Below are 18,544 nucleotides of genomic sequence, written 5' to 3'. Positions count from 1 at the left end.
TCCGGCGTTCATTTTTGGTGGCCGATTCTGGGTGCGGTTTTCGGTGCTGAGCGTGCCAACAACAAGGGCCCCGTCAGGGGCCCTTGTTGTTGGCGCGGGAGACTCGTTGGCGCTCAGAACGGCAAGTCCGTGTCAAAGTCTTCCAGTGAATCAGTGGTCACGCGCTGCGCACGCAGCAGATCCTGGATGACCCCTCCGTAATGGGTCCAGACGCGATCGCGCAGATCATCGAGCAACTCCATCACCGCCATGGCTTGTTCCGGTGTCCAGGTGTCGTCCACCGCGAATGGCAGCCCTTGGCGCAGTCCTGAAGGCGGATGCCACGGTTTCATACGGTCTCCTTTGAAGGCTTGCGCTTTACCGTGCGCGCCCGGGCATGTTCTTGCGCCTCCTTGTGCCGGTACGAGTTGCCCTTGATGCCAACAATTTCGGCGTGGTGAACTAGGCGGTCCACGAGGGCGACCACGCAGGCCGCGTTGGGGAACACTTCGCCCCACTCGGCAAAGGACTTGTTCGTGGTGATCAGCGTGCTCTTGTGCTCGTGGCGCCGGCTGATCAACTCGAACAGCAGATCGGCATACCGGCTGGAATACGACAGATACCCGACCTCATCAATGACCAGCAGCGCGGGTCTGGCGTAGTGGCGCAGTCTTGTACGCAGTGCCGAATCGCTGTCCAGGCTGGCCAACTCGCCCAGCAGCTTGCCGGCGGTGGTGAACATGACGGTGTGCCCTTGCAGCACCGCCTGATGTGCAATGTTCTGGGCAATGGTTGTCTTGCCCACGCCAGAAGGGCCCACCAGGATGGCATTGCTGGCACTGTGCAGAAACTGCAGCGTCATCAGCTCGCTCACGCTGGCCTGGTCAATCTGCTCGGGCCAGCTCCAGTCGTAATCCACCAGGGGTTTGAAGCGCCCGATGCGCGCACTGTGCAGCCGGCGCTCCATGGAGCGGCGACTTCTCTCGTGCTCCTCCCATTCCAGCAACGTGCCCACCCAGGGCTCTGTGCAGCAGGTATCCCAGTGGGACAGCACCCCGTGTAGTTGCAGCGCCTGGGCTCGGAGTTTGAGTGTGGCCGAATCAGTTGTTGGCATCGTCACCCTCCTGCGTGAGGCGGTCATAGCCGTCCAGGCTGTGGGGGCGCACGGCGATGTCGCGCGCGCGCACCTGCGCAGACAGGGCCACGCCCAGCGGGGGCGGGGTTTGCTGCTGGCTCTTGCTCTGACGCTGGCGCTCAAGCGCCAGACGAACCGCATGGGGGTGCGGCACACCGCGGCTCATGGCGTCCGTGACGGCGGCCATCATCTGCGTGCGTCCATGCACGTCCAGGAGCTCCTGCAACTCACGGGCGATCCGCCCCAACGGCTCACCCCGCTTGGCCGCCTCTGTCAGCAAATCCTGCACCTGAGGAAGCGCGTGTACCAGGCGGTCCGTGTCGCGGTGCGCTCGCGCGCCTCGCTTGTGCTGCACCAGGTCCTGCACATGGGCCTCGATCTCGATCTGCTGAGCCTTGTCCCAGCAACGCGGGTGCGAGGCCAGCGCCTGCTGGCCGTCCAGAATACGCACCTCACGCAAGCTGGCGTGCACGGTGAGGCTGCGCTGAACGTGGGTGTGGGGGATGGAATAGTCGTTCAGATCGAACCGAACGTAGGGTGTCTTGGCCGCTGTAACGCCGCGGATCTCATCGCAACAAAACGGTGTGGCCGGGATGTCCATCAGGTGCGAGCGCTCTTGGTCAAAGGCCTGCTGCACCGACAGCTGGGAGTCCTCGGGGCAGCGCCGAGCGCTGGCAGGACCAGCCACCCAGGCATCGGCCTGGGCATTGAGATCGTCGATATCGGTGAAGCTGCGTCCCTCAAAGAAGGCGGTGCGGATATAGCGGATGGCCCGCTCCACGCGCCCCTTCTCATTGCCCCGGGCCGGGGCCACGGGCCTGGCCTCGAAACGGTAGTGCGCCGAGAGTGCCAGCAGCGTGGGATTGAAGCGGATGGCCTGCCCCTTGCGTTCGAGCACCGCGCTCTTGAGGTTGTCGTACAAGACGACCCTGGGAACGCTGTGCCAGGATTCAAAGGCCTGGACGTGCCCGCGCAGGAAGCTCTCCATGTGCGCGCCCAGGAAGAAGCGCAGGAAGATGCGTCTGGACCAGGAAAGGACCATCACGAAGGCCATCAAGGGTCGGCGGGCTTGCCCGATCTGGATGTGGCCGAAGTGGCCCCAGTCGCATTGCCCCTGTTCACCGGGCAAGGTGCGCAGGCGCAAGTAGGCCTGTGCTGGGGGGCGCGGACGGTGGCGGGCGACGATGTGGCGAAAGTGGTCGGGGCGCCCCTCGTAACCGCGCTCGGCGGCCATGGTGTGCAGCCGGCTGGCCGTGAGGTTGGGGAACTGCTTCAAGGTCTCCTGGATAAAGGGCAGGTAGGGGGTCACGCCCGAAGTGCGTTGTGCGGGCACGATTGGGGCCGCGCCGGCCTGGGTGAGCACGCGCATGACGGTCTCGCGGTGCACGCCCAGCTGGGACGAGATGGTTCCCACCGGCCAGCGCTCGGCGTGGTGGTAGCGCAGGATCTGCGCCTTGAGTTCAGGTGAAATGGCCATGTGAGTCGGTACTCCATACGGAAGGTTGGGATGGATGGCGAAAGCGGCATCGCAGAAAGTCCTGACGCACAAAAGCCGAGACCGAACGGCCGCAAAACTGGCACTTGCAGCGCTGGCTTGCGTCTGGATTCAGAGCGGTTGCGTCGCTGGATGGGAGTACATCAGCGCAGGGCGGTGGTGGGCCACCCTGATGCGTCACTATTTGTTGGCGCGCGCGCCATTGCCCCTGGCGTGTGGCGTGAGCGTGGCGGCCCTTGCGGCTGTCCTGGTAGCGTTTGGCAGCGGCGCGCTGGGCGCAACTTCTGGCCTGGAGTGAGCAGACTGCGCTGCAGTAGCGCTGGCCGCGGTCGCAGTGGCTGCAGATGAGCACAGGGCTGCGACACAGGGCGCACAGAAAACGTCTGGGCGGTGGTGACGGCGGCTGTGGTGGTGCGTGTTGGGCAGTGGGCATGGGCGGTCCATTCCCATGCGTGGGCCCACGCTGCTGGACAGCCACGCCCGCTTCGTGAATACTGACAGCGGCAACGGCGCCCTCCAAAGCGGTGGGTCTCGGGGCGCGACAGTGGGTTTACCGGAAAGTGACTGTCACTGTCGCGCCTGCTTCTTACACAGGTAGGCGATATGTAACGCAAAACACCAGCGCTGCGCCATACCCCTGCGCTGGCTCAAGCCCGCTCGCCATGGCCAAAGCAGGCACGCTCAGGACACGTCTGTGCCCTGTGCAACGGGCACCCTTCGATTCAAAGGAAATTCAAAGCAGTCAGCTGACTGCCGCGGATGACCGCCACCGACTGCTTGCCGACACCAGATTTACGCGGGTTTAGAGCGCCGCTAACAGGCGCCCGCACCGATCAGCAAGTCACCAAAACCGGCGCGAGCGCCGATGCAACTGTGGCGATGGTGCGTCGCATAGTTGTAGGTCATGTAGCCGCTGTGCTCCCACTCACCTGCGTAGAACACCTTGTCCCAAGGAACAAAGACGTTCTCGAACATCACAACGCCCGTGGACTGACCGTACTTGTTGGAGAAGAGCGCCGCCTTATCGCCGGGACGACCCGCAGGACGGGCGATGATGGTCACGCCCTCTGCATCCACAGGCACTGCGCAGCACACTGCGAAGTCGGCATCTTCCTGACCCATATTGCGGCACGGCATGACCAGGAATTCGTGCATGTAGGGGGCGCCAGTCACGATCGCCTTGGTGCCTGAGATGCGGATGCCCTTGCCATCACGGTGCGTGACGTGGACGTACGCGTTGGCATTGCCCTGTTGATGAGGTCGCTTGCTACGGTCCCCTTTGGCATCGGTCATGGCGATGCCCAGGGTGAGATCGCGGTCTTGCACATCATGCAGATAGGCGGCGAATTTCTCCCGATGCTCCGTCGTGCCCTTTGCATCGTCGATACGTGCGGACACCTGGTGGATGGCATTGAGCGCGTCGTGGGTCAGGTAGCGCTGAGCGCAGCCTGTTTCTTGACATACAAGACGCACGGCTTCGAGCTTGTTGAGCAAGTCACCGCTACTTGTATTGATGTGCAGCAGCCGGTTCACCAGCTTGCCGCTGCTGCCCTGAGTGGCCGTCATGATCGCCGCGTATTCAGGGCGCAGCGCGTAGTCGTAGGTCAGACCGATCGCGTTGACCCCAGGGCTAAATGCCGGTTCATCCACAACTGACTCCACCCGACGCCCATCAACAAAGACTTTGGGACGGTATTGGCGCAGGGACTCTTCGTACTCAAGGGCGGACATCAGCATGACACTCTCCTCAATAGGTGCTAAACATCTGTCGTTAGATTAAACAGCGTTTAACCTACTGTCAACGATTTAATTTCGTGGGATGATCTCAACCAAGGAGAAGCACATGCCTGCAGCCGCAGTCGATCGTGAGCAACAACGCCGGGACCGCTTGAACTTGGTGAGTGATGCCAAGCGCACCCACATCCTTGCGGCTGCCCGTGAGGTTTTCGAACAGCACGGCCTGGACGGTGCCAGCGTTCGTGAAATCGCGAAGCAGGCTGGATACACACCTGGCGCCATCTACTCGTACTTTGCCGCCAAGGAAGAGATCTATGGTGCCTTGCTGGCCGAGTCTCTGGAGCGGCTGAATGCGGCTGTAAGCCAGCGCATCGAAGGCACCCGATCGCCATCGCAAAAGGCTGAGCGTGCCGCCTTAGGGTTCTACGAGTTTTACGCTTTCAACCCCCGCGACCTTGACCTGGGCTTTTATCTTTTTGGGGGTATGCGCCCGCATGGGCTTACACCTGCGCTGAATGCGACGCTCAACGGCCGTCTTCGCGACTCATTGGCGCACTTTGAGTCTGCGCTCCAGGCTCTGGGCGCATCGGCTAAGACAGCGCGTGAGGAGGTCACAGCGTTCTTTGCGCAATGCGTCGGGCTGCTGGTGCTTGAGAACACCAAGCGCATCAAGATGTTCCAAGAAGACCCGGCCAAGCTCTGTGCGATCTACGTGGCCCGCACCATTGAACGTGTGAAAGGCTCTCCGCGAGCCAAATAGTGAACCGCCTCCGGGGCTGTCAGACGGCCGCCCAGGCGTCGCTGCAGAGGCGGCTATTTGGTGTAGGTCAGGACCAGTGCTCTCGGCCAGAACCAGTCTCTCGGGAGATCAAAGCCGATGACCGCTTCAGACCCGTGGCCGAGCTGCGGATATCGAGGAAACCGATTCCAAAATCGACGGTGGCGTGGCTGACGTGCGTTCGAGATTCAACGCCTGGCTTCGCATGGTCGAACCTCCTTCCTCCGAAGCCAGCGGCATGCGTTTCCAAAACTGGCACACCGCTGCGGGAGTCAGACTCGGACCACTTCCGCCTTCATGGACCAAAGTACGCCAAGCACCTCGTTGCGAACCGGCGCCTCCACGCCGCAGGTCTCCAGCGCCGCCATGGCGTCGTCGATCACGCTGACAAACTCCTGTTCGCTGACGTTCATGCCTCGGTGGGTGTTCAACATGTCCTTGCCGGCATAGGTTTCGGGCCCGCCCGTGCCGGCGCTGAAAAAGTCGATCACGTTGCGTTCGACGCGGTCCATGTCCTTGATCTGGCTGTAGCGGTTGCTGACGAGCGGATTCGCCAGGTGGTTCTTGATCAGTTCTCGGGTGATGTGCGCAATGCCGTCGTGGCGACCCAGGCGGTCGTACAAGGTGGTCGTGGTGGATGTGGTGGTTTCGCTCATGTCGCTCTCCTTGGATGGATGAATCAATCGGGGGTCAAAGATGGTTGCTGGAGCCGGCCAACGTCAGTGGGCCATCGCGGCAAGCCGCTGCAGCCACGACTCGTATTCGGTTTGTCCTGGCTGGCCCGCGTCTGCGCTCGTTTCGCGCTGAAGATTGCGCAGCGCTGCCGTGAGCGAGCGCTCCAGCTCCAACAGGGTCTCTGGTGGCAAGGTCTGCGGGAGTGACAGCACGGCGGGCCGGTTGCCCGGCAAGGGGAAAGTCATTTGTCTGGCGTTCATGGTGTGCTCCTAGTGCGTTGGGCGAGTCGGAATTGACCCGCTGAATGCATCTTGGCGACGCGCCGTTCCTCAAGCGTTCCTGGCCGTCAAGGCACTTGCGGGCACCAGCCGGGAGCCTCAGACTGGTCAACATGGAAACGCCCTTGCCCAGGTTCGATGCCGGTGATCCACCGGCAACACTCGACATCGCCCTGCTGGGCCGATTCGACGCGGCCGTCGATGGCAAGGCCATCGCAGCAGACCGCTGGCCCAGCTTGCGCGCCACCCACTTGGTGCAACTGCTCAGCCTGCAGCTGGGTCACCGCATGTCGCGCGATCTCGCTATCGACGCGCTGTGGCCACAGCTGGATCCAGAGGCTGGCGCGGCGAATCTGCGCAAAGCGATGCACCACAGCCGCCAGGCGCTGGGCCGGCACGACGCCATCACCCTGCAAGCCGGCGAGCTGGTGCTCTGGTCTGAGCGCCCTGTGTTGGTCGATGCCGACACCTTCGAGGCCCGCGCATTGGCCGCCTTGCGGCATCGTGATCCAGCCGAATGCGCAGACGTGGCCAGCGACTTCGGCGGCGACTTGTTGCCGGGCGCCCGATACGAGGCATGGACCGAACCCCACCGAGAACGTCTGCGCGCGCACCACCTGGATCTCCTTCGAACCAGCGCCCAGTGGGAGCGTCTGGCCCAGTACGAGCCGACCGACGAGGCCGCGCATCGGGCGCTGATGCAGCGCGAATTGGAAGCCGGCAACCGCGCCGCCGCATTGCGCTGGTACAGCCGCCTGCGCGAGTCGCTGCAACAGTCTCTGGGCGTCACGCCCGACGCGCGCACCGAGGCGGTGTACGAGCGCTGCGTTGCTGGTCTGCAGGCTGTGGGGCCTGCCTTCGTGGGACGCTCGCAGGCGCTCGGCCAGGTGACGGCCTGGCTGGGCATGCCGATCGGCAAACGACCCGGCGGCGTCGTGCTGCGCGGACCTGCCGGCGCCGGCAAGAGCGCGCTGTGTACCGAGATCTGCAGCCAGGCGCGCCACCGGGGATGGACGGTTCAGCAACTAACCGCCGCAGACACTGGCCAAGCCTATGGCGCCATGGCATCGATTGCCGAACGCGTGATGCTCGAAGACCGCAGCGTGCTCGACCGCATTGGCGCACCGGCCCGCGCTGTGTTGGCCATGCTGAGCCCGCTGGCTGCGCCCACTAACGAGGCGCCGGGACCACTGGGGCGGCATCAGGTCGTCGGTGCTATTCGACGGCTGTTGCTGGCCGCCGCGCCCGACACCGATATCCTGTTGCAGGTAGATGACGCCCACCTGATCGACGACGCGGATGTCGAGGTGCTGATGCAGTTGGCCATGGCGGGTGGTCCGTTGTGCCTGCTCATCGCCACCCGGCCTGTGGCCACGAGCACTGCGCTGGGGCGTGGCGTGGCGCGACTGCATCGCGCTGGCGTGTTGCGCCCGATCGATCTGGAGCCCATGGATGCTGAAGAAAGCCGCCGTCTGGTGACCCTCGCGCTGCCCGCGCCCCTGTCCGATGCTGAAGTGGATCGCATCGTGCAGGCCGCCGACGGCAACCCGTTTGCCGCCATCGAACTGGCACATTGTTCGGGAGGCGACGGCAAGCGCTTGCCCGGTAATGCCGCCGAGGCCATCACCGAGCGGATGTGCGATGTGCCGTCGGACGCGCTGGCCCTGCTGCGCTGGCTGGCATTGAGCGGCGGCGATTGGAGCGTGCGCACGGTGGAGGCGTTGGCCACGCAGGCGCTGGTGCCCACCTATGCCGCTCTCGACCGAGCGCTGGAAGCTGGGGTCTTGGTGTTCGCGGGCGGCCGCTACCGTTTCAGACACGAACTGGTGCGCCAGGCGCTGCTCGACCAAGTGCCTCCCCACCACCGCCTGAAGATGCACCGTGAGATCGCGGCCCAGTTGGCCAATAGGGACGCGGCACCTGCCAACGTGGCCCGCCACTGGTTGGAAGGCGGTCGACCGAGCGACGCCTTGCCCTGGCTGCTGGCCGCCGCACGCGATGCTGCGCGCCTCGCCGCCTTCAGCGATGCACTGCGCCACCTCGCCCCGGTGCTGGCGTTCGAACCTGGGCATGCTGAAGCACTCCGCCTGCGTGCCGAAGCGCTGGACGCCATGGGCGACCCTGCCGCCATGGCGGCCTACCGACTGGCGGCTGACGCCGCCAACGCGCCGGACAGCCACAACCTGCTCGCCAAGGCCGCACTGGCCCAGGTGAAACAAGGTGATCCCAAGGGAGCGCTTGAAGCACTGCAAGGCTTGTTGCCGACATCCGTGGATGGGCGCCTGAGCGAAGCCCTGGCCTACGCAGGCGCTGCCGCGCTTGGTGCCGCCGATCCTGCCATGGGCACCGCCAAAGCCGCTGTGGCGCGCCGCTTGGCGCTGGAGTCGGGCGACACCGCCTCGCTGGTGATTGCATCCTGGGCCCAGGCGGCCGCCGCCCATGCACGCGGCGAACTGCACCGCAGCGTTTGGGCCGATCTGCAGGAAACCAGCCATGTGCCGCACTTGGCCCTGCGTGTGTTCGACGGTCACCTGTGCATCACGCAGCGTTTTCTCTACGGTGCCCGGCCATATGCCCAGGTCATCGAGTTTGCCGATGCGTTGGCCGTGGAAGCCCAGCGCCTGGGCGCTGCGCGCGGTCATGCTTTCGGAGTCACCTTGCGCGGAGAGGCCGAGTGGCTGGCCGGCGATCTGGTGGCGGCACGCGTGCACTTGCGCGAAGGCGCGCGTCTGCATCGGGCCATCGGAGGCCCGGTGGGCGAAGCCTTGTCGCTGCAGCGCTTGGCCGAAGTGTCGCTGCACGAAGGCCGGCGCGACGAAGCCCGCGCGCTCATCGATGAAGCGCTGGATGTGGCGCGCCAGACAGACATCGGCTTTCATCTGATGGACCGCATCTACGGAACCCGAATCAACCTGCACCAGGACGATCCAGCCGCCGCGCTGTATGTGCTGGAAGATGCCAGCGAATCGGTGCGCGGCCCGCTGGAAACCTGTCCCGGCTGCCGCATCACCTTCGCCGTGCCGGCAGCAATTGCGGCGGCACGCGCAGGCGAACTGGACCTGGCCGACAAGCATGAGGAACAGTGTGCCTACCTCGCCAATGTGGTCATGCGGCTGCCAGCGTGGTACGCGGCGCACGAAGAGGTCAAGGGCCACATCGCTGCCGCACGGAACCCACGCACCGATGAGGTGGTGAGCCAATTTTCAGCGGCGGCAGCACGCTTCAGACAGGCGGGGCAGCCACTGGACGCACAGCGTTGTGAACAGCTTGCGAAGGACGCGATGCGGAGCGGTGGCTTGCGTTGAACAGATCTGACCTGCCATCGAGCAAGTTCTCAAACGCATACAAATAGGCTGACTTGATGCTCCCGCGGCTGGAGCGAGCCTAACAATTGGGTCTGGGTTCTTAGCGTGCAGCCGACGGCAATTGACTAATGGCGCTTTAGACCGGTCGCTGCCTCCAGGACCTCGACCGGCTGGAGTGGGTCGCAAAGAGCCGGCTGCCTAGCGGGTAGGAGTCGCTCGGCACCTAGGAGCCTGCGCGGCAGAACGTTTCGCGTACTGATTTGAGGACCGCTGCGCGGTGCCTCGGGCGATTTGATCGCTTCCGTTGTTTGGCGTGGTCCTTACGGCGGCCTTGGTCAGGTCTGAACGCTCCGTTTCGCGCCCCGAGATGCCCCGTTTTCCCTCAAATGCCGCGCAAACTGCACATCCGTCTCAAGTTCAGCGCCAGACACACGAGCTTGAACTCGGCCTTGACCTTGTCCAGTCCGCGCAAGCTGAACTGTCTGAACCCCAGCACGCTCTTGATCCAGCCGTTGGGCGCCTCCACGATCCACTTCCTCTTGCGGTAGGCCGCCTTGCCCTCGGGTGTCTTCAACTTGGCATCCATCGCCGCGCTGCGCGGGTACTTCCGGGCGTCAATCTCCAGCGCCTGCTTGCCCTCGCGCCCCAGCGCCACGATCAACTCGCTCGGGCTGTCCTTGATCTGCTCGAACACCGACTCCGAGCGGAACCCCGCATCAGCCAGCACCTGCCTGGCGTCTTCGCACAGGTTGGCTTTCACCGCCGCCAGCAACACGGGCAGGCGGTCGCTATCGGTGGCGTTGTTGCTCAGCTCGGCCGCCACCACGATCTGCGCGCTCTCGTCCACCGCCGTGTGCGCGTTGTAGCTGTAGTCATAGCCCCCACCGGCACGCTTCATGATCCGGCTGTCCGTGTCGGTGAAGCTCTCCTGGGCGCTGTCTTTGGGCACGCCGAAGTCGAGCTTGTAGCGCCCGCCCTTGGGTTTGCCGTCCTTGTCCCGGGGTTTGCGCTGATCGTTCTGACTGCGCCCACGGGCTGCATCGGCTTCTCGCTGGCGTTGTTCCAGCCGCAGCTTGGCCGCCGTGATCGCGGCCAGCCGATCGGCTCTGCGTTTGATCTCGCTGGGGATGTCGATGTCGGGTTCGTTCTTTTCCAGGTCGTCGGCCGCCTTCGCTCTGTTGAGCAGCCCGTCAATCTGCGCTTTGAGTTCGGCCTCGGCCTTGAGCATGCGCTCGTAGCTCATGGCCTTGTGACGGCTCGCATTGGCCTTGAGCTTGGTGCCGTCCACCGCCACGGTGCCCAGTTTGACCAGGCCGCACTCGCGCGCCAGGCGAACGACCTGAACGAACAAGGCCGAGAGCTCTTGCAGGTGCAGTGCCCGAAAGTCCGAGAGCGTGCGGTGCGCCGGGTAGTTCTCTGCGGCCAGCACCCGCAGCGCCACGTCTTCATGCAGTTTGGCCGCCAGCTTGCGCGAGCTGAAGGTGCCCGTGGCGTAGCCATAGATCAAGACCTTGATCATCATAGCCGGGTGAAACGGTTGGTTGCGTGGGCCGCCCTTGTCGTAACGGGCGTGAAACGCCCTCAGGTCCAGGCTGTCGACGCTGTCGCTGATGAAGTACGCCAGATGCCCTTCGGGCAGCCAGTCTTGCAGTGCGTCAGGCAGCAGTCGCTGCTGTTGCGGTTCGTAGGGGAGGTAACTTGCGGCCATGCCCACAATTTACCAAGCATTCGGACCTCATGGCGCTTCTGCCGCGCAGGCTCCTAGTGGACTGTAACGATTGAATCGGGAGTAATGCGTCGTGACAGATCACAGTACTTCCACTTCACTGGCTTGGGCTGCTCGTTGTACTTGCGGATGTATCGCATGATCTTTCTCTTCAAGTCAGGCACGGACGTGAAGACACCGCGTGCGATGACATCACGTTCGATCTTGGCAAACCACAACTCCACTTGGTTCAGCCAGGACGAGTACGTTGGCGTGAAGTGCATATGAACGTTGCTGTGCATTTCGAGAAACGCAGCAACCTGCTTGGTCTTGTGGGCCGAGAGGTTATCGGCGATGACATGAATCTCTTTGCCCTTGGGCTGGTTGGCCACGATGTCAGTGAGAAACGCCACAAATTCCGCCGAGGTGTGGCGCGTGGCAGTCTTGCCCAGCACCTCGCCGGTCTTGGTGTTGAAGGCTGCATACAACGACAGCGTGCCGTGTCGGAAATACTCGAAGCCATGGCGCTCGGCCCGTCCCGGCGAAAGCGGCAGCACAGGGTCCAGCCGGTTGAGCGCCTGAATCGCGGTCTTCTCATCGACGCTAAACACCACGGCGTTCTGCGGAGGGTTCAGGTACAGCCCGATGACGTCAGCCGCCTTGGTCTCGAAGTCCGGGTCGTTGGATGTCAGATAGCCTTCGAGCAAGTGCGGTTTGATACCGTGCTTGGCCCAGATGCGGGCCACGGTCATGTGCGAGATGTCCCCGCCCAGCTCAGCGGCCAGCTTGCGCGTAGACCAGTGAGTGGAGCCGTCAGCCGGCTTGTGTTTGGTGGTGCGTGCAAGCACCCGAGCTTCCAGCCGATCGGTCACCTTGTAGCGCTCGCGCCCAGCGTGGCGAGAGAACAGACCGGCCAGACGGTCAGCTTCAAACCGCTTGCTCCACCGGTCGATGTAGCTGTCGCTGCAGTCGAGCTTGGATCGGATCTCCGACCAGGTAAGCCCGTCGGCCAACAGCAAGATCAACCGCGCGTGCCGCGCCGCATCGGCTCGGCCATTTCTCGCAGCTACTTGCTGTTGAAGTTCCATGCGCTCGCTCTTCGTGAGTTTCATCGCAACCTCCGGCGGAATGGTTGCCATGATACTTCCCTTTTAAACGTTACAGTCCACTAGTGCGGCCCATCGATGTTGAGTGGCCGCTGCTGAAGATGCAGCGGTCGGTCGCCTCGCAGAGTGACGAATGGCAGGTTCCGGCGGCGGCTGTCATTGGACTGCAAAACCTGGCCGGCTGCAGACAGCCTTGAACGGTCAATGGTAGTGAACTGGCAAGTGTTCCCGCTCGGGTAGAAACGCTCACCTGCTTGGAAAGCTACTTGAAGGGAAGCCAACCGTCCCTTACGAGGCTGGCTATCGCACGGTACCCAGCGATCGTTGCATCCAGGCAACCATGGGTCTATCGGATGCGAGCACTTGTTCGATGGACGCTCGGGCTTGTTGAGTTTGCTGGGTCTCCGCTGCTGCCTCGATGGCGAATCGGTGGGCCTCCAGCACGTCCAAGCCTGTGAGTTCGTAGCCGTGACCCATCGACATCCAGTGCAAAGAGGCGAGCGCGCATTGCATGGCGAAGTCCGGCTGGGTCTTGAGATGGTCGCGTGCGGCCCGGTTCAGGGTCTTGGGGTCACACGGTGAGGCCCAGGCAAGGCGGGTTGCCTGCTCGAACAGCTTGAGGGTTTTGGCGGTGGCAAACCACTTGCCACGCTCACCGGGTGTGGATGCGATCAGGTGGTCGAGCAGCTTGTCTTTGGCCAGCTCGGGGTACTTCTTGGCTAGGGCCCGGAAGGTCGCGATGTGGGTGTTGGCCTGATTGGCGAGCAGCGCGTACTGGTTGAAGGCTTCGGCACGGCGACCGGCCTTGAGCAGTTCTTCTTCGGCGAAGCGGGCGATGGACGTTTCGCTGGTGGTGCTGCCTGCGCGCTCGCGCAGGTAGGCGATGGCTTCATCGATCTGGCCTCGTGTCGCCAGCACCTTGGCACCCCAGACCAGGTAGGGCCAGATCGGGTGCGGGTCCATGTCCAGCAGCTCCAGGATCTGATCGTGCCGCTTGGCCTTGAACAGGGCGCTGTAGCAGAGGGTGGTGCCGGAGAAGAAGGCGTAGGTTCCGCGCTTGCGCTCTCGCAAGGCATTCTTCAGGGTTGGGAGGAGCTGGTCGGCCCAGGTGGAAGCGAGTTCCTTTGTGGCGCAGAGGTCGCCCCAGTGATCACCAAGGGATTCGATGTAGGGGGGATCGTCTTCCTGAATGGCCTCGAACAGGCGGTCCAGCCATTTCTGCCGCACCTTGGTGCTCACGGGTGCTTGTCTGATCAGGGGCGCCAGCTCCTGGACCGTGGCGTAGGTGGCGTTGCCCAGGGCGCCCGATGAGCTGTCGATCTGGCACAGGGCAGGGGAGAGCTTTTCCAGCAGCAGCACGGCACCTTCGGCTGCACAGGCGGTGTCGTGGCGGGCGACCGCGCGGATTTCGGTCAGGGCTTCGTTGATGCGGCCGATGGCCAGCTGAGTGCCTTTCCAGCCAAACGCGCCCCGGCGAAACCGGGTACGGAAGGCCCAGGCAGTGGTTGCAGTCTTGGCGGCGGTGGTCATGGCGCAAGGAGATGGTTTTGATGAATTGTCTTCGGTGGTGTTGGGTGTCACCGTTGACGAGTATCGATTCTGAAACAGCGTCCCGGCGTGCCGCCGTCGGGCTCTGCGGGCTGCGCCCCGCGCCCCGTGCCGGGTCGCGGCCATGCGGCTTCGATCCCTGACGCCTCCGGCCGCGGGCATACCCCCGGCCTGCGCGCTGCGCTTGCCTTCCTCACGCCTGCAGGTGTGGTGGGGCTGGCTTGCTGTTCCCTTCATCCTTGCACACCGTTCTCGCCGTCAAGGTCTGCGCGCCCTTTGGGCGCTGGCGGCCGTTCGGCCGTCTTCGAACCTATGACCGCTGCGCTGCGGCGTGCCGGTTCCGGTCTCGGGCAATCCCGCCCGATCACTGGAGTTGGTCATGCAGCACGATCTGTTTTCTTCCCTCGATTCCTTCCAGGCACTCTCGGTTGCCGCTTCCGCTTTGCTGGTGCGCGATGTCGCGGGCCGGTACCGTCCGGCCGAGGCCGACGAAGTTCTGATGGCTGCTCAGCAGTTGCTGGCGGCGCAGGTACGCGGCAGTGACGTGATGTCCTCGCCCGCTGTGGTCAAGGACTTCCTGCGCGCCCGGCTGGGCAATCTTCCGCATGAGGTGTTTGCGGTGGTGCACCTGGACGCGCAGAACCGCGTGGTGGACTACGTGGAGATGTTTCGAGGCACGGTGAGTCAGACATCGGTCTACCCGCGAGAGGTGGTGCGCGATGCGCTTCTTCGCAACAGCTGCGCTCTTCTGCTGGTGCACAACCATCCTTCGGGCGCAACCGATCCGTCACGTGCCGACGAGTATCTGACGCAGACGCTCAAGCAGGCAGCAACGCTAGTGGATGTGCGGGTGCTGGACTACTTCATCGTCGCAGGCAGCTCCGTTCAATCCATGGCGGAGCGAGGCCTCGTTTGAACCCTGGGGCCATTTGCCCCCTTCTTTTTTCATGTTGAACAGCGCACTGCGTGCGAGCGCAGGGGAGGGCGGCATTTGGCCGGCGTAGCCGGCTGAGCAAGGAACGCGGCCCTCTCCCGTGCCCCGGGATCGCGGTCTTTTTTTCCTTACCGCTGCGCGGGAACAAGCCCGCTGGACGAACTGACGCTCGGTCCGCTCCCGGCGCTGCACTCTGGTCCCGTCCCGCCCGCCAGATCGTCGCCCCGGTCCACCCGCCATGCCCGAAGCCGGGCCGCTGGGAATACCGGAGAAAGCGAACCCCAGAAGTGATCGCAGCGGCTCGAACGCCGCGCCAGTCGCTGCGCTTGGTGTCACGCCGTCCGCAGAGCCGCCACTGTTCAGTTTTCCCGGTCGCCTGCGCTTCGCTGGAGCGCCCGAAGAGGCTCGGGCAGCGCGTGCGCCATGCAGCCCACCGTTATCCCCCCACGGCGCCCCCATCCACGGGTGAGGGGGACTTGTGGGGCGATCTTTCAGCGGTGGGCCAGGTGACTGGCTCACTGCTTCGGCTGCATGGTTTTCCCCATCCCCCACCCCTTCCCGAGGGAAGGGGCCGTGCCCACCCCCCGCCCGCCCGTGGGCGGGAGCGAGGGAGTCCGAGCGAGAGGATCAGTTTTGAGGAGCCCGGGTTGGGGTCCGGCTGGTCTCTCACGCAAGGAGATTCCACATGGCCCACGTTCAAGTCATCCAGCGCCACGCGCACCTGGCCGGTGCCGTCAAGCTCGAATTCGTCAAAGGGAGAGAGGGCAAGGTCGCCAAGGCGGTCCTGCTCGCCATCAGCAACCAACACCGGGGCAGCGGTGAAGACCGCGAGGAGATGGCCACTGCGATCCATTGGACGTTGTGGGCAAAGCAGGCCGAACATGCGGCCGCGTACCTGGGCAAAGGCTCGCACGTGAACATAGTCGGGCGATTGCGCAACAACATCTACCAGGACAACGAAGGCGGTGACGTCTACGCGCTGACCTTCACGGTTGATGAGATCGACTACCTCGACAGCCGCGCAGAGGCCGAGGCCCGTCGCGCACGCGATGGCGCAGGTGATGCCCCTGCCGCCACCTCCAACACATCCACCAGCAACAGCAAGGCCCGCAGTGGACGCCAGCCGGCGCACGCCTGAACAACCACGCCGGGCGGTATCCACCCACCCGGTATTTCCGCCTTAACCAGACATCCCTTTATTCCTTCTTTGGAGCCTTCATCATGAACACCGTTCAAGCTTCCCGCCCCCTGGCCGCCCGTTTCGGTCACACCACTTTCGTGATCCGCAGCGAGACTGCGCTGGCCGAAGACCAGATGCGCCGGGCCGCCCCCTCCATCTTTGCCGAGGGCAAACACGGCAGCCGTTCCGAGCGCTACACCTACATCCCCACCATCGACGTGCTGCGCGCCCTGCGGCATGAGGGGTTCGAACCCTTCATGGTGGCCCAGAGCAAAAGCCGCATCGAAGGTAAAACCGAGTTCACCAAGCACATGATCCGTATGCGCCACGCAGGGCAGGTCAACACCCGCCCCGAGGCCAACGAGATCATCCTGATCAACAGCCACGACGGCGCCAGCAGCTACCAGATGCTGGCGGGTCTGTTCAGATACGTCTGCTGCAACGGTCTGGTGGTGGGCGACATCACCAACGACATCCGAATCCCGCACAAGGGCAGCATCCAGGACGAGGTGATCGAAGGCGCGTTCCGGGTGCTGGAGGACTTCGAGGTGGTGGATGTCTCCACCAACAGCATGAAGGCGCTGACGTTGCAGCGCGAGGAACAGCAGGCCTTTGCCACCGCCGCCCTGGCGCTGCGCTACGGCGAACGGGGGGAGGGTGAACAACCGGCTCCGGTGACCGCTGAGCAGTTGATCGAAGCCCGACGGCCGGAGGACTTCGGCAACAGCCTGTGGACCACGTTTCAGCGGGTGCAAGAGAACGCCTTGCGTGGTGGCCAGCCCGGACGCGGAGCCAAGGGCCGACGCCTGCACACCCGCCCGGTGGCCAGCATCGACCGCAGCGTGAGCCTGAACCGGGCGCTGTGGGTGCTGGCTGAAGAGATGCGCAAGCTCAAGGCCTGATCAGGCCCGGCACCACACCACCCTCGCCGGGCGGTGTGGTGCACCAGAAATTCCGAAACGCGCTCGCCGCCTGTCGCCGGCTTGCGTGATCCCGGCCGCGGCTTCTCACCGAAGCCACAGCCAGGCGGCCATCGCCCAGCTGATGACCGAAGCAAGCACTGCTGTCGCAGCGTGCAGCAGCCAGCCTTCCCAGGGCCGTGCACCCTTGCGGGCCAGTTCTGCCACGTCCTGCAGCGGCAGCGTCACCCGCTGCAGGGTCGGGCCGACTTCATTTCTGAACACCGTGCGCGCCGCTTCCTCCATGGCCCGGGTCTGTGTGCCCACAGTCCCCCGTGCTATTTCGTCGGCGCGGCGGGCGATGTGCTTCACCGTCTGCAGCTTCGCGTTCTCGGTGATTTCATCCATGCGCTTTGAATACGCCTCGACCTTTTCCGCCAGGTCGGTGCTGGTTCGCAGCAACTCCATGCGGCTCGCTTCCAGTTGGGGTGTCAAGATCTCGACCCGATCCAGCAACGTGCCCAGATCGCCGATGGCCACGGCCATCAGCTCTTCGCGGGCCGTGACCAGGTCGCTCACTGTGCCTGCCGTGCCAGCGGTACCACGTTGCTCGCGGCGCTCTCGCCCAGCCCAAGCGCCGCAAAGCAGGCATCCAACTGCGGCAAAACCCCCACCGCCAGCCGCCGTGTGGCCAGCTTCTGGGCCAGTGCGAGCTTTTCTGCGGTGTCCCTGGCCTTGACGATCAAGGCTTTGTAGTCGGTGTCGTCACGGGCCAGGGTGGCAAGGTCGGCGTTGCTGCCCCGGATGCGCCCGTACACCTCGTTGGGGCCTATATAGCAGGCCGCGTTCTCTGTGGCGATGGGCTGCGCTTTGAGGAAGGCCCGCAACAGATCGAAGTGCGCGGGGACATCTGCGGCGCTGTTGACCATGTTGAACACCAGCCGAACCTTTGAGCGGGACACCCCCAGCCGCGCCAGATCGACCAGTGTGGCGATGGTGTCCTGCTGCTGCTTGAGAGCCGGCACCGTGGGAACCACAAACGCATCGAAGTCCTCGTGACTGCCTTGGTACTTCTGCATCAGGTCCAGCAATTCCTCCACGTTGCTGGCCCCGATGTCCACTACCGCGTGGTCGATGGTTTGCAGGAGTTCCTGCAGCTCGCCGAACTGCCGTCCACGCATCGCATGGCCTTCGCCGTCGGCCGCGTTCAGGCTCTCAACAGAAAACAGCTCCGCGCCGTCGATACGCGGCAGCAGCAGGTGCCTGGCGATGGTGGTTTTGCCCACGTTCCCCGAGAAATTGATGATGGCGATTTTCATGGCGAGTCCTTTGCCCTAAGCCTGGCGCGGGCCAGGGGGTTGGTGATCCGGCTGCTGGCGAACGCTTCGGCAATCTCTTTGCCGCTGCGCATGTCGATTTCCACGGATGCAGCCTGAGGAGATTGGTGCGTGGTGTTTGATGGAAGGGTTGTGGACACCTTCGGCTGGGTGAGAGCGGGCGGCGATTTATCTGGGCGAACACCGAAGCCCGCGCCTTGCGCGACGGAAGCGGCTTTGGTGGCCCTGGCCACTTCGCGCTGCACGGTCGCATTGCTCACGTGTACACCGACCGCCGCCAAGGCCGTCCGGATCGCCTCGAAGGTGTAGCCCTGGGCGCGCAGCTCCCGCATGTCCTGCGCAAAGCGCTTGGCCTTGCGGGAGCTTCTGCCCGGTGGATCGGTTGGAACCAGTTTCATCGTTCGGTTTCAGGTCAGGCGTTTGTTGGCAGTTCGTCACTTGCTGATCGGTTTG

The 18,544-nt window shown here is 63.9% G+C and carries 16 protein-coding genes and 1 pseudogene; 5 read left to right on the top strand and 12 right to left on the bottom strand.

The genetic code is table 11. From position 1 onward, the window contains the following. Positions 1–113: 113 nt before the first annotated feature. The 4 genes and pseudogenes from AC4QBL_RS07950 to AC4QBL_RS07935 form a co-directional block, all read right to left on the bottom strand. Positions 114–332, bottom strand: a complete 219-nt coding sequence (locus AC4QBL_RS07950) for a hypothetical protein (RefSeq protein WP_472901141.1) — start codon at positions 330–332, stop codon at positions 114–116. Beyond that, the gene (gene istB, locus AC4QBL_RS07945) at positions 329–1,093 is read right to left on the bottom strand and encodes an IS21-like element helper ATPase IstB (protein ID WP_472906280.1); all 765 of its coding nucleotides are present in this window, start codon (positions 1,091–1,093) and stop codon (positions 329–331) included. Before istB ends, AC4QBL_RS07950 begins: the two co-directional genes overlap by 4 nt. Continuing rightward, positions 1,080–2,591 carry an IS21 family transposase gene (istA, locus tag AC4QBL_RS07940; protein WP_472906279.1) on the bottom strand — a complete coding sequence of 504 codons (1,512 nt, stop codon included), beginning with the start codon at positions 2,589–2,591 and terminating at the stop codon, positions 1,080–1,082. The genes istB and istA overlap by 14 nt, the downstream gene beginning before the upstream one ends. 837 nt (positions 2,592–3,428) lie before the next feature. Further along, positions 3,429–4,346 (bottom strand): annotated as a pseudogene (locus AC4QBL_RS07935) (4-hydroxyphenylacetate 3-hydroxylase N-terminal domain-containing protein); the annotation flags it as partial. A gap of 106 nt (positions 4,347–4,452) precedes the next feature. Here AC4QBL_RS07935 and AC4QBL_RS07930 point away from each other — a divergent pair. Beyond that, positions 4,453–5,106: a TetR/AcrR family transcriptional regulator gene (locus AC4QBL_RS07930; protein WP_291210956.1), complete on the top strand. Its 654-nt coding sequence runs from the start codon at positions 4,453–4,455 to the stop codon at positions 5,104–5,106. Positions 5,107–5,396: 290 nt separating this feature from the next. Here AC4QBL_RS07930 and AC4QBL_RS07925 read toward each other — a convergent pair whose 3' ends face one another. Then, positions 5,397–5,780, bottom strand: a complete 384-nt coding sequence (locus AC4QBL_RS07925; RefSeq protein WP_472908476.1) for a group I truncated hemoglobin — start codon at positions 5,778–5,780, stop codon at positions 5,397–5,399. A 63-nt stretch (positions 5,781–5,843) separates the two neighbouring features. Then, positions 5,844–6,059 (bottom strand): hypothetical protein, encoded by a 216-nt coding sequence (locus AC4QBL_RS07920; protein WP_472908477.1) that lies wholly within the window; start codon positions 6,057–6,059, stop codon positions 5,844–5,846. A 131-nt stretch (positions 6,060–6,190) separates the two neighbouring features. Here AC4QBL_RS07920 and AC4QBL_RS07915 point away from each other — a divergent pair, with 131 nt between their 5' ends. Next, positions 6,191–9,382: an ATP-binding protein gene (locus AC4QBL_RS07915; RefSeq protein WP_492131644.1), complete on the top strand. Its 3,192-nt coding sequence runs from the start codon at positions 6,191–6,193 to the stop codon at positions 9,380–9,382. A gap of 382 nt (positions 9,383–9,764) precedes the next feature. On the opposite strand, the gene AC4QBL_RS07910 is transcribed toward AC4QBL_RS07915, so the two are convergent. The 3 genes from AC4QBL_RS07910 to AC4QBL_RS07900 all read right to left on the bottom strand — a co-directional run bounded on the left by AC4QBL_RS07910 (position 9,765) and on the right by AC4QBL_RS07900 (position 13,723). Continuing rightward, positions 9,765–11,090 (bottom strand): IS1182 family transposase, encoded by a 1,326-nt coding sequence (locus AC4QBL_RS07910; RefSeq protein ID WP_472907858.1) that lies wholly within the window; start codon positions 11,088–11,090, stop codon positions 9,765–9,767. Positions 11,091–11,143: 53 nt separating this feature from the next. Beyond that, on the bottom strand, positions 11,144–12,199 hold the full coding sequence (locus tag AC4QBL_RS07905; protein ID WP_305334305.1) for an IS630 family transposase: 1,056 nt from the start codon (positions 12,197–12,199) through the stop codon (positions 11,144–11,146). A gap of 294 nt (positions 12,200–12,493) precedes the next feature. Further along, a complete protein-coding gene (locus AC4QBL_RS07900) occupies positions 12,494–13,723 on the bottom strand; it encodes a hypothetical protein (protein ID WP_304835617.1) in 1,230 nt (409 codons plus the stop codon). A gap of 397 nt (positions 13,724–14,120) precedes the next feature. Here AC4QBL_RS07900 and AC4QBL_RS07895 point away from each other — a divergent pair, with 397 nt between their 5' ends. The 3 genes from AC4QBL_RS07895 (at position 14,121) to AC4QBL_RS07885 (ending at position 16,757) form a co-directional block, all read left to right on the top strand. After that, positions 14,121–14,657, top strand: coding sequence for a JAB domain-containing protein (locus tag AC4QBL_RS07895; protein ID WP_472908427.1), 537 nt, complete (start codon positions 14,121–14,123; stop codon positions 14,655–14,657). A 703-nt stretch (positions 14,658–15,360) separates the two neighbouring features. Continuing rightward, positions 15,361–15,813, top strand: a complete 453-nt coding sequence (locus AC4QBL_RS07890) for a single-stranded DNA-binding protein (RefSeq protein WP_472908426.1) — start codon at positions 15,361–15,363, stop codon at positions 15,811–15,813. Between the two features lie 83 nt (positions 15,814–15,896). Beyond that, on the top strand, positions 15,897–16,757 hold the full coding sequence (locus tag AC4QBL_RS07885; RefSeq protein WP_472908425.1) for a DUF932 domain-containing protein: 861 nt from the start codon (positions 15,897–15,899) through the stop codon (positions 16,755–16,757). A gap of 105 nt (positions 16,758–16,862) precedes the next feature. Here the strand turns inward: AC4QBL_RS07885 and AC4QBL_RS07880 are convergent, their stop codons facing one another. The 3 genes from AC4QBL_RS07880 to AC4QBL_RS07870 are packed head-to-tail and all read right to left on the bottom strand — an operon-like array spanning position 16,863 to position 18,489. Next, entirely contained in the window at positions 16,863–17,333 is a 471-nt protein-coding gene (locus tag AC4QBL_RS07880) for a hypothetical protein (RefSeq protein WP_472908424.1), read from the bottom strand. Beyond that, the gene (stbB, locus tag AC4QBL_RS07875) at positions 17,330–18,073 is read right to left on the bottom strand and encodes a StbB family protein (protein ID WP_472908423.1); all 744 of its coding nucleotides are present in this window, start codon (positions 18,071–18,073) and stop codon (positions 17,330–17,332) included. The genes AC4QBL_RS07880 and stbB overlap by 4 nt, the downstream gene beginning before the upstream one ends. Beyond that, positions 18,070–18,489 carry a hypothetical protein gene (locus AC4QBL_RS07870; RefSeq protein ID WP_472908422.1) on the bottom strand — a complete coding sequence of 140 codons (420 nt, stop codon included), beginning with the start codon at positions 18,487–18,489 and terminating at the stop codon, positions 18,070–18,072. The genes stbB and AC4QBL_RS07870 overlap by 4 nt, the downstream gene beginning before the upstream one ends. Between the last annotated feature and the right edge of the window lie 55 nt (positions 18,490–18,544).

Source organism: Hydrogenophaga sp. L99 (assembly GCF_058731905.1).
Note: the sequence above shows the minus strand (reverse complement) of the source record. Positions and strands in the feature narration are given on the sequence as shown.

What these genes read in the sequence shown, in the direction of transcription:
- istA (WP_472906279.1), bottom strand. Translation starts at nt 2,591, where the DNA reads ATGGCCATTTCACCTGAACTCAAGGCGCAGATCCTGCGCTACCACCAC.
- AC4QBL_RS07925 (WP_472908476.1), bottom strand. Translation starts at nt 5,780, where the DNA reads ATGAGCGAAACCACCACATCCACCACGACCACCTTGTACGACCGCCTG.
- AC4QBL_RS07890 (WP_472908426.1), top strand. Translation starts at nt 15,361, where the DNA reads ATGGCCCACGTTCAAGTCATCCAGCGCCACGCGCACCTGGCCGGTGCC.
- AC4QBL_RS07930 (WP_291210956.1), top strand. Translation starts at nt 4,453, where the DNA reads ATGCCTGCAGCCGCAGTCGATCGTGAGCAACAACGCCGGGACCGCTTG.
- AC4QBL_RS07920 (WP_472908477.1), bottom strand. Translation starts at nt 6,059, where the DNA reads ATGAACGCCAGACAAATGACTTTCCCCTTGCCGGGCAACCGGCCCGCC.
- AC4QBL_RS07895 (WP_472908427.1), top strand. Translation starts at nt 14,121, where the DNA reads ATGCAGCACGATCTGTTTTCTTCCCTCGATTCCTTCCAGGCACTCTCG.
- AC4QBL_RS07885 (WP_472908425.1), top strand. Translation starts at nt 15,897, where the DNA reads ATGAACACCGTTCAAGCTTCCCGCCCCCTGGCCGCCCGTTTCGGTCAC.
- AC4QBL_RS07900 (WP_304835617.1), bottom strand. Translation starts at nt 13,723, where the DNA reads ATGACCACCGCCGCCAAGACTGCAACCACTGCCTGGGCCTTCCGTACC.
- AC4QBL_RS07910 (WP_472907858.1), bottom strand. Translation starts at nt 11,090, where the DNA reads ATGGCCGCAAGTTACCTCCCCTACGAACCGCAACAGCAGCGACTGCTG.
- AC4QBL_RS07905 (WP_305334305.1), bottom strand. Translation starts at nt 12,199, where the DNA reads ATGAAACTCACGAAGAGCGAGCGCATGGAACTTCAACAGCAAGTAGCT.
- AC4QBL_RS07950 (WP_472901141.1), bottom strand. Translation starts at nt 332, where the DNA reads ATGAAACCGTGGCATCCGCCTTCAGGACTGCGCCAAGGGCTGCCATTC.
- AC4QBL_RS07870 (WP_472908422.1), bottom strand. Translation starts at nt 18,489, where the DNA reads ATGAAACTGGTTCCAACCGATCCACCGGGCAGAAGCTCCCGCAAGGCC.
- AC4QBL_RS07915 (WP_492131644.1), top strand. Translation starts at nt 6,191, where the DNA reads ATGGAAACGCCCTTGCCCAGGTTCGATGCCGGTGATCCACCGGCAACA.
- istB (WP_472906280.1), bottom strand. Translation starts at nt 1,093, where the DNA reads ATGCCAACAACTGATTCGGCCACACTCAAACTCCGAGCCCAGGCGCTG.
- stbB (WP_472908423.1), bottom strand. Translation starts at nt 18,073, where the DNA reads ATGAAAATCGCCATCATCAATTTCTCGGGGAACGTGGGCAAAACCACC.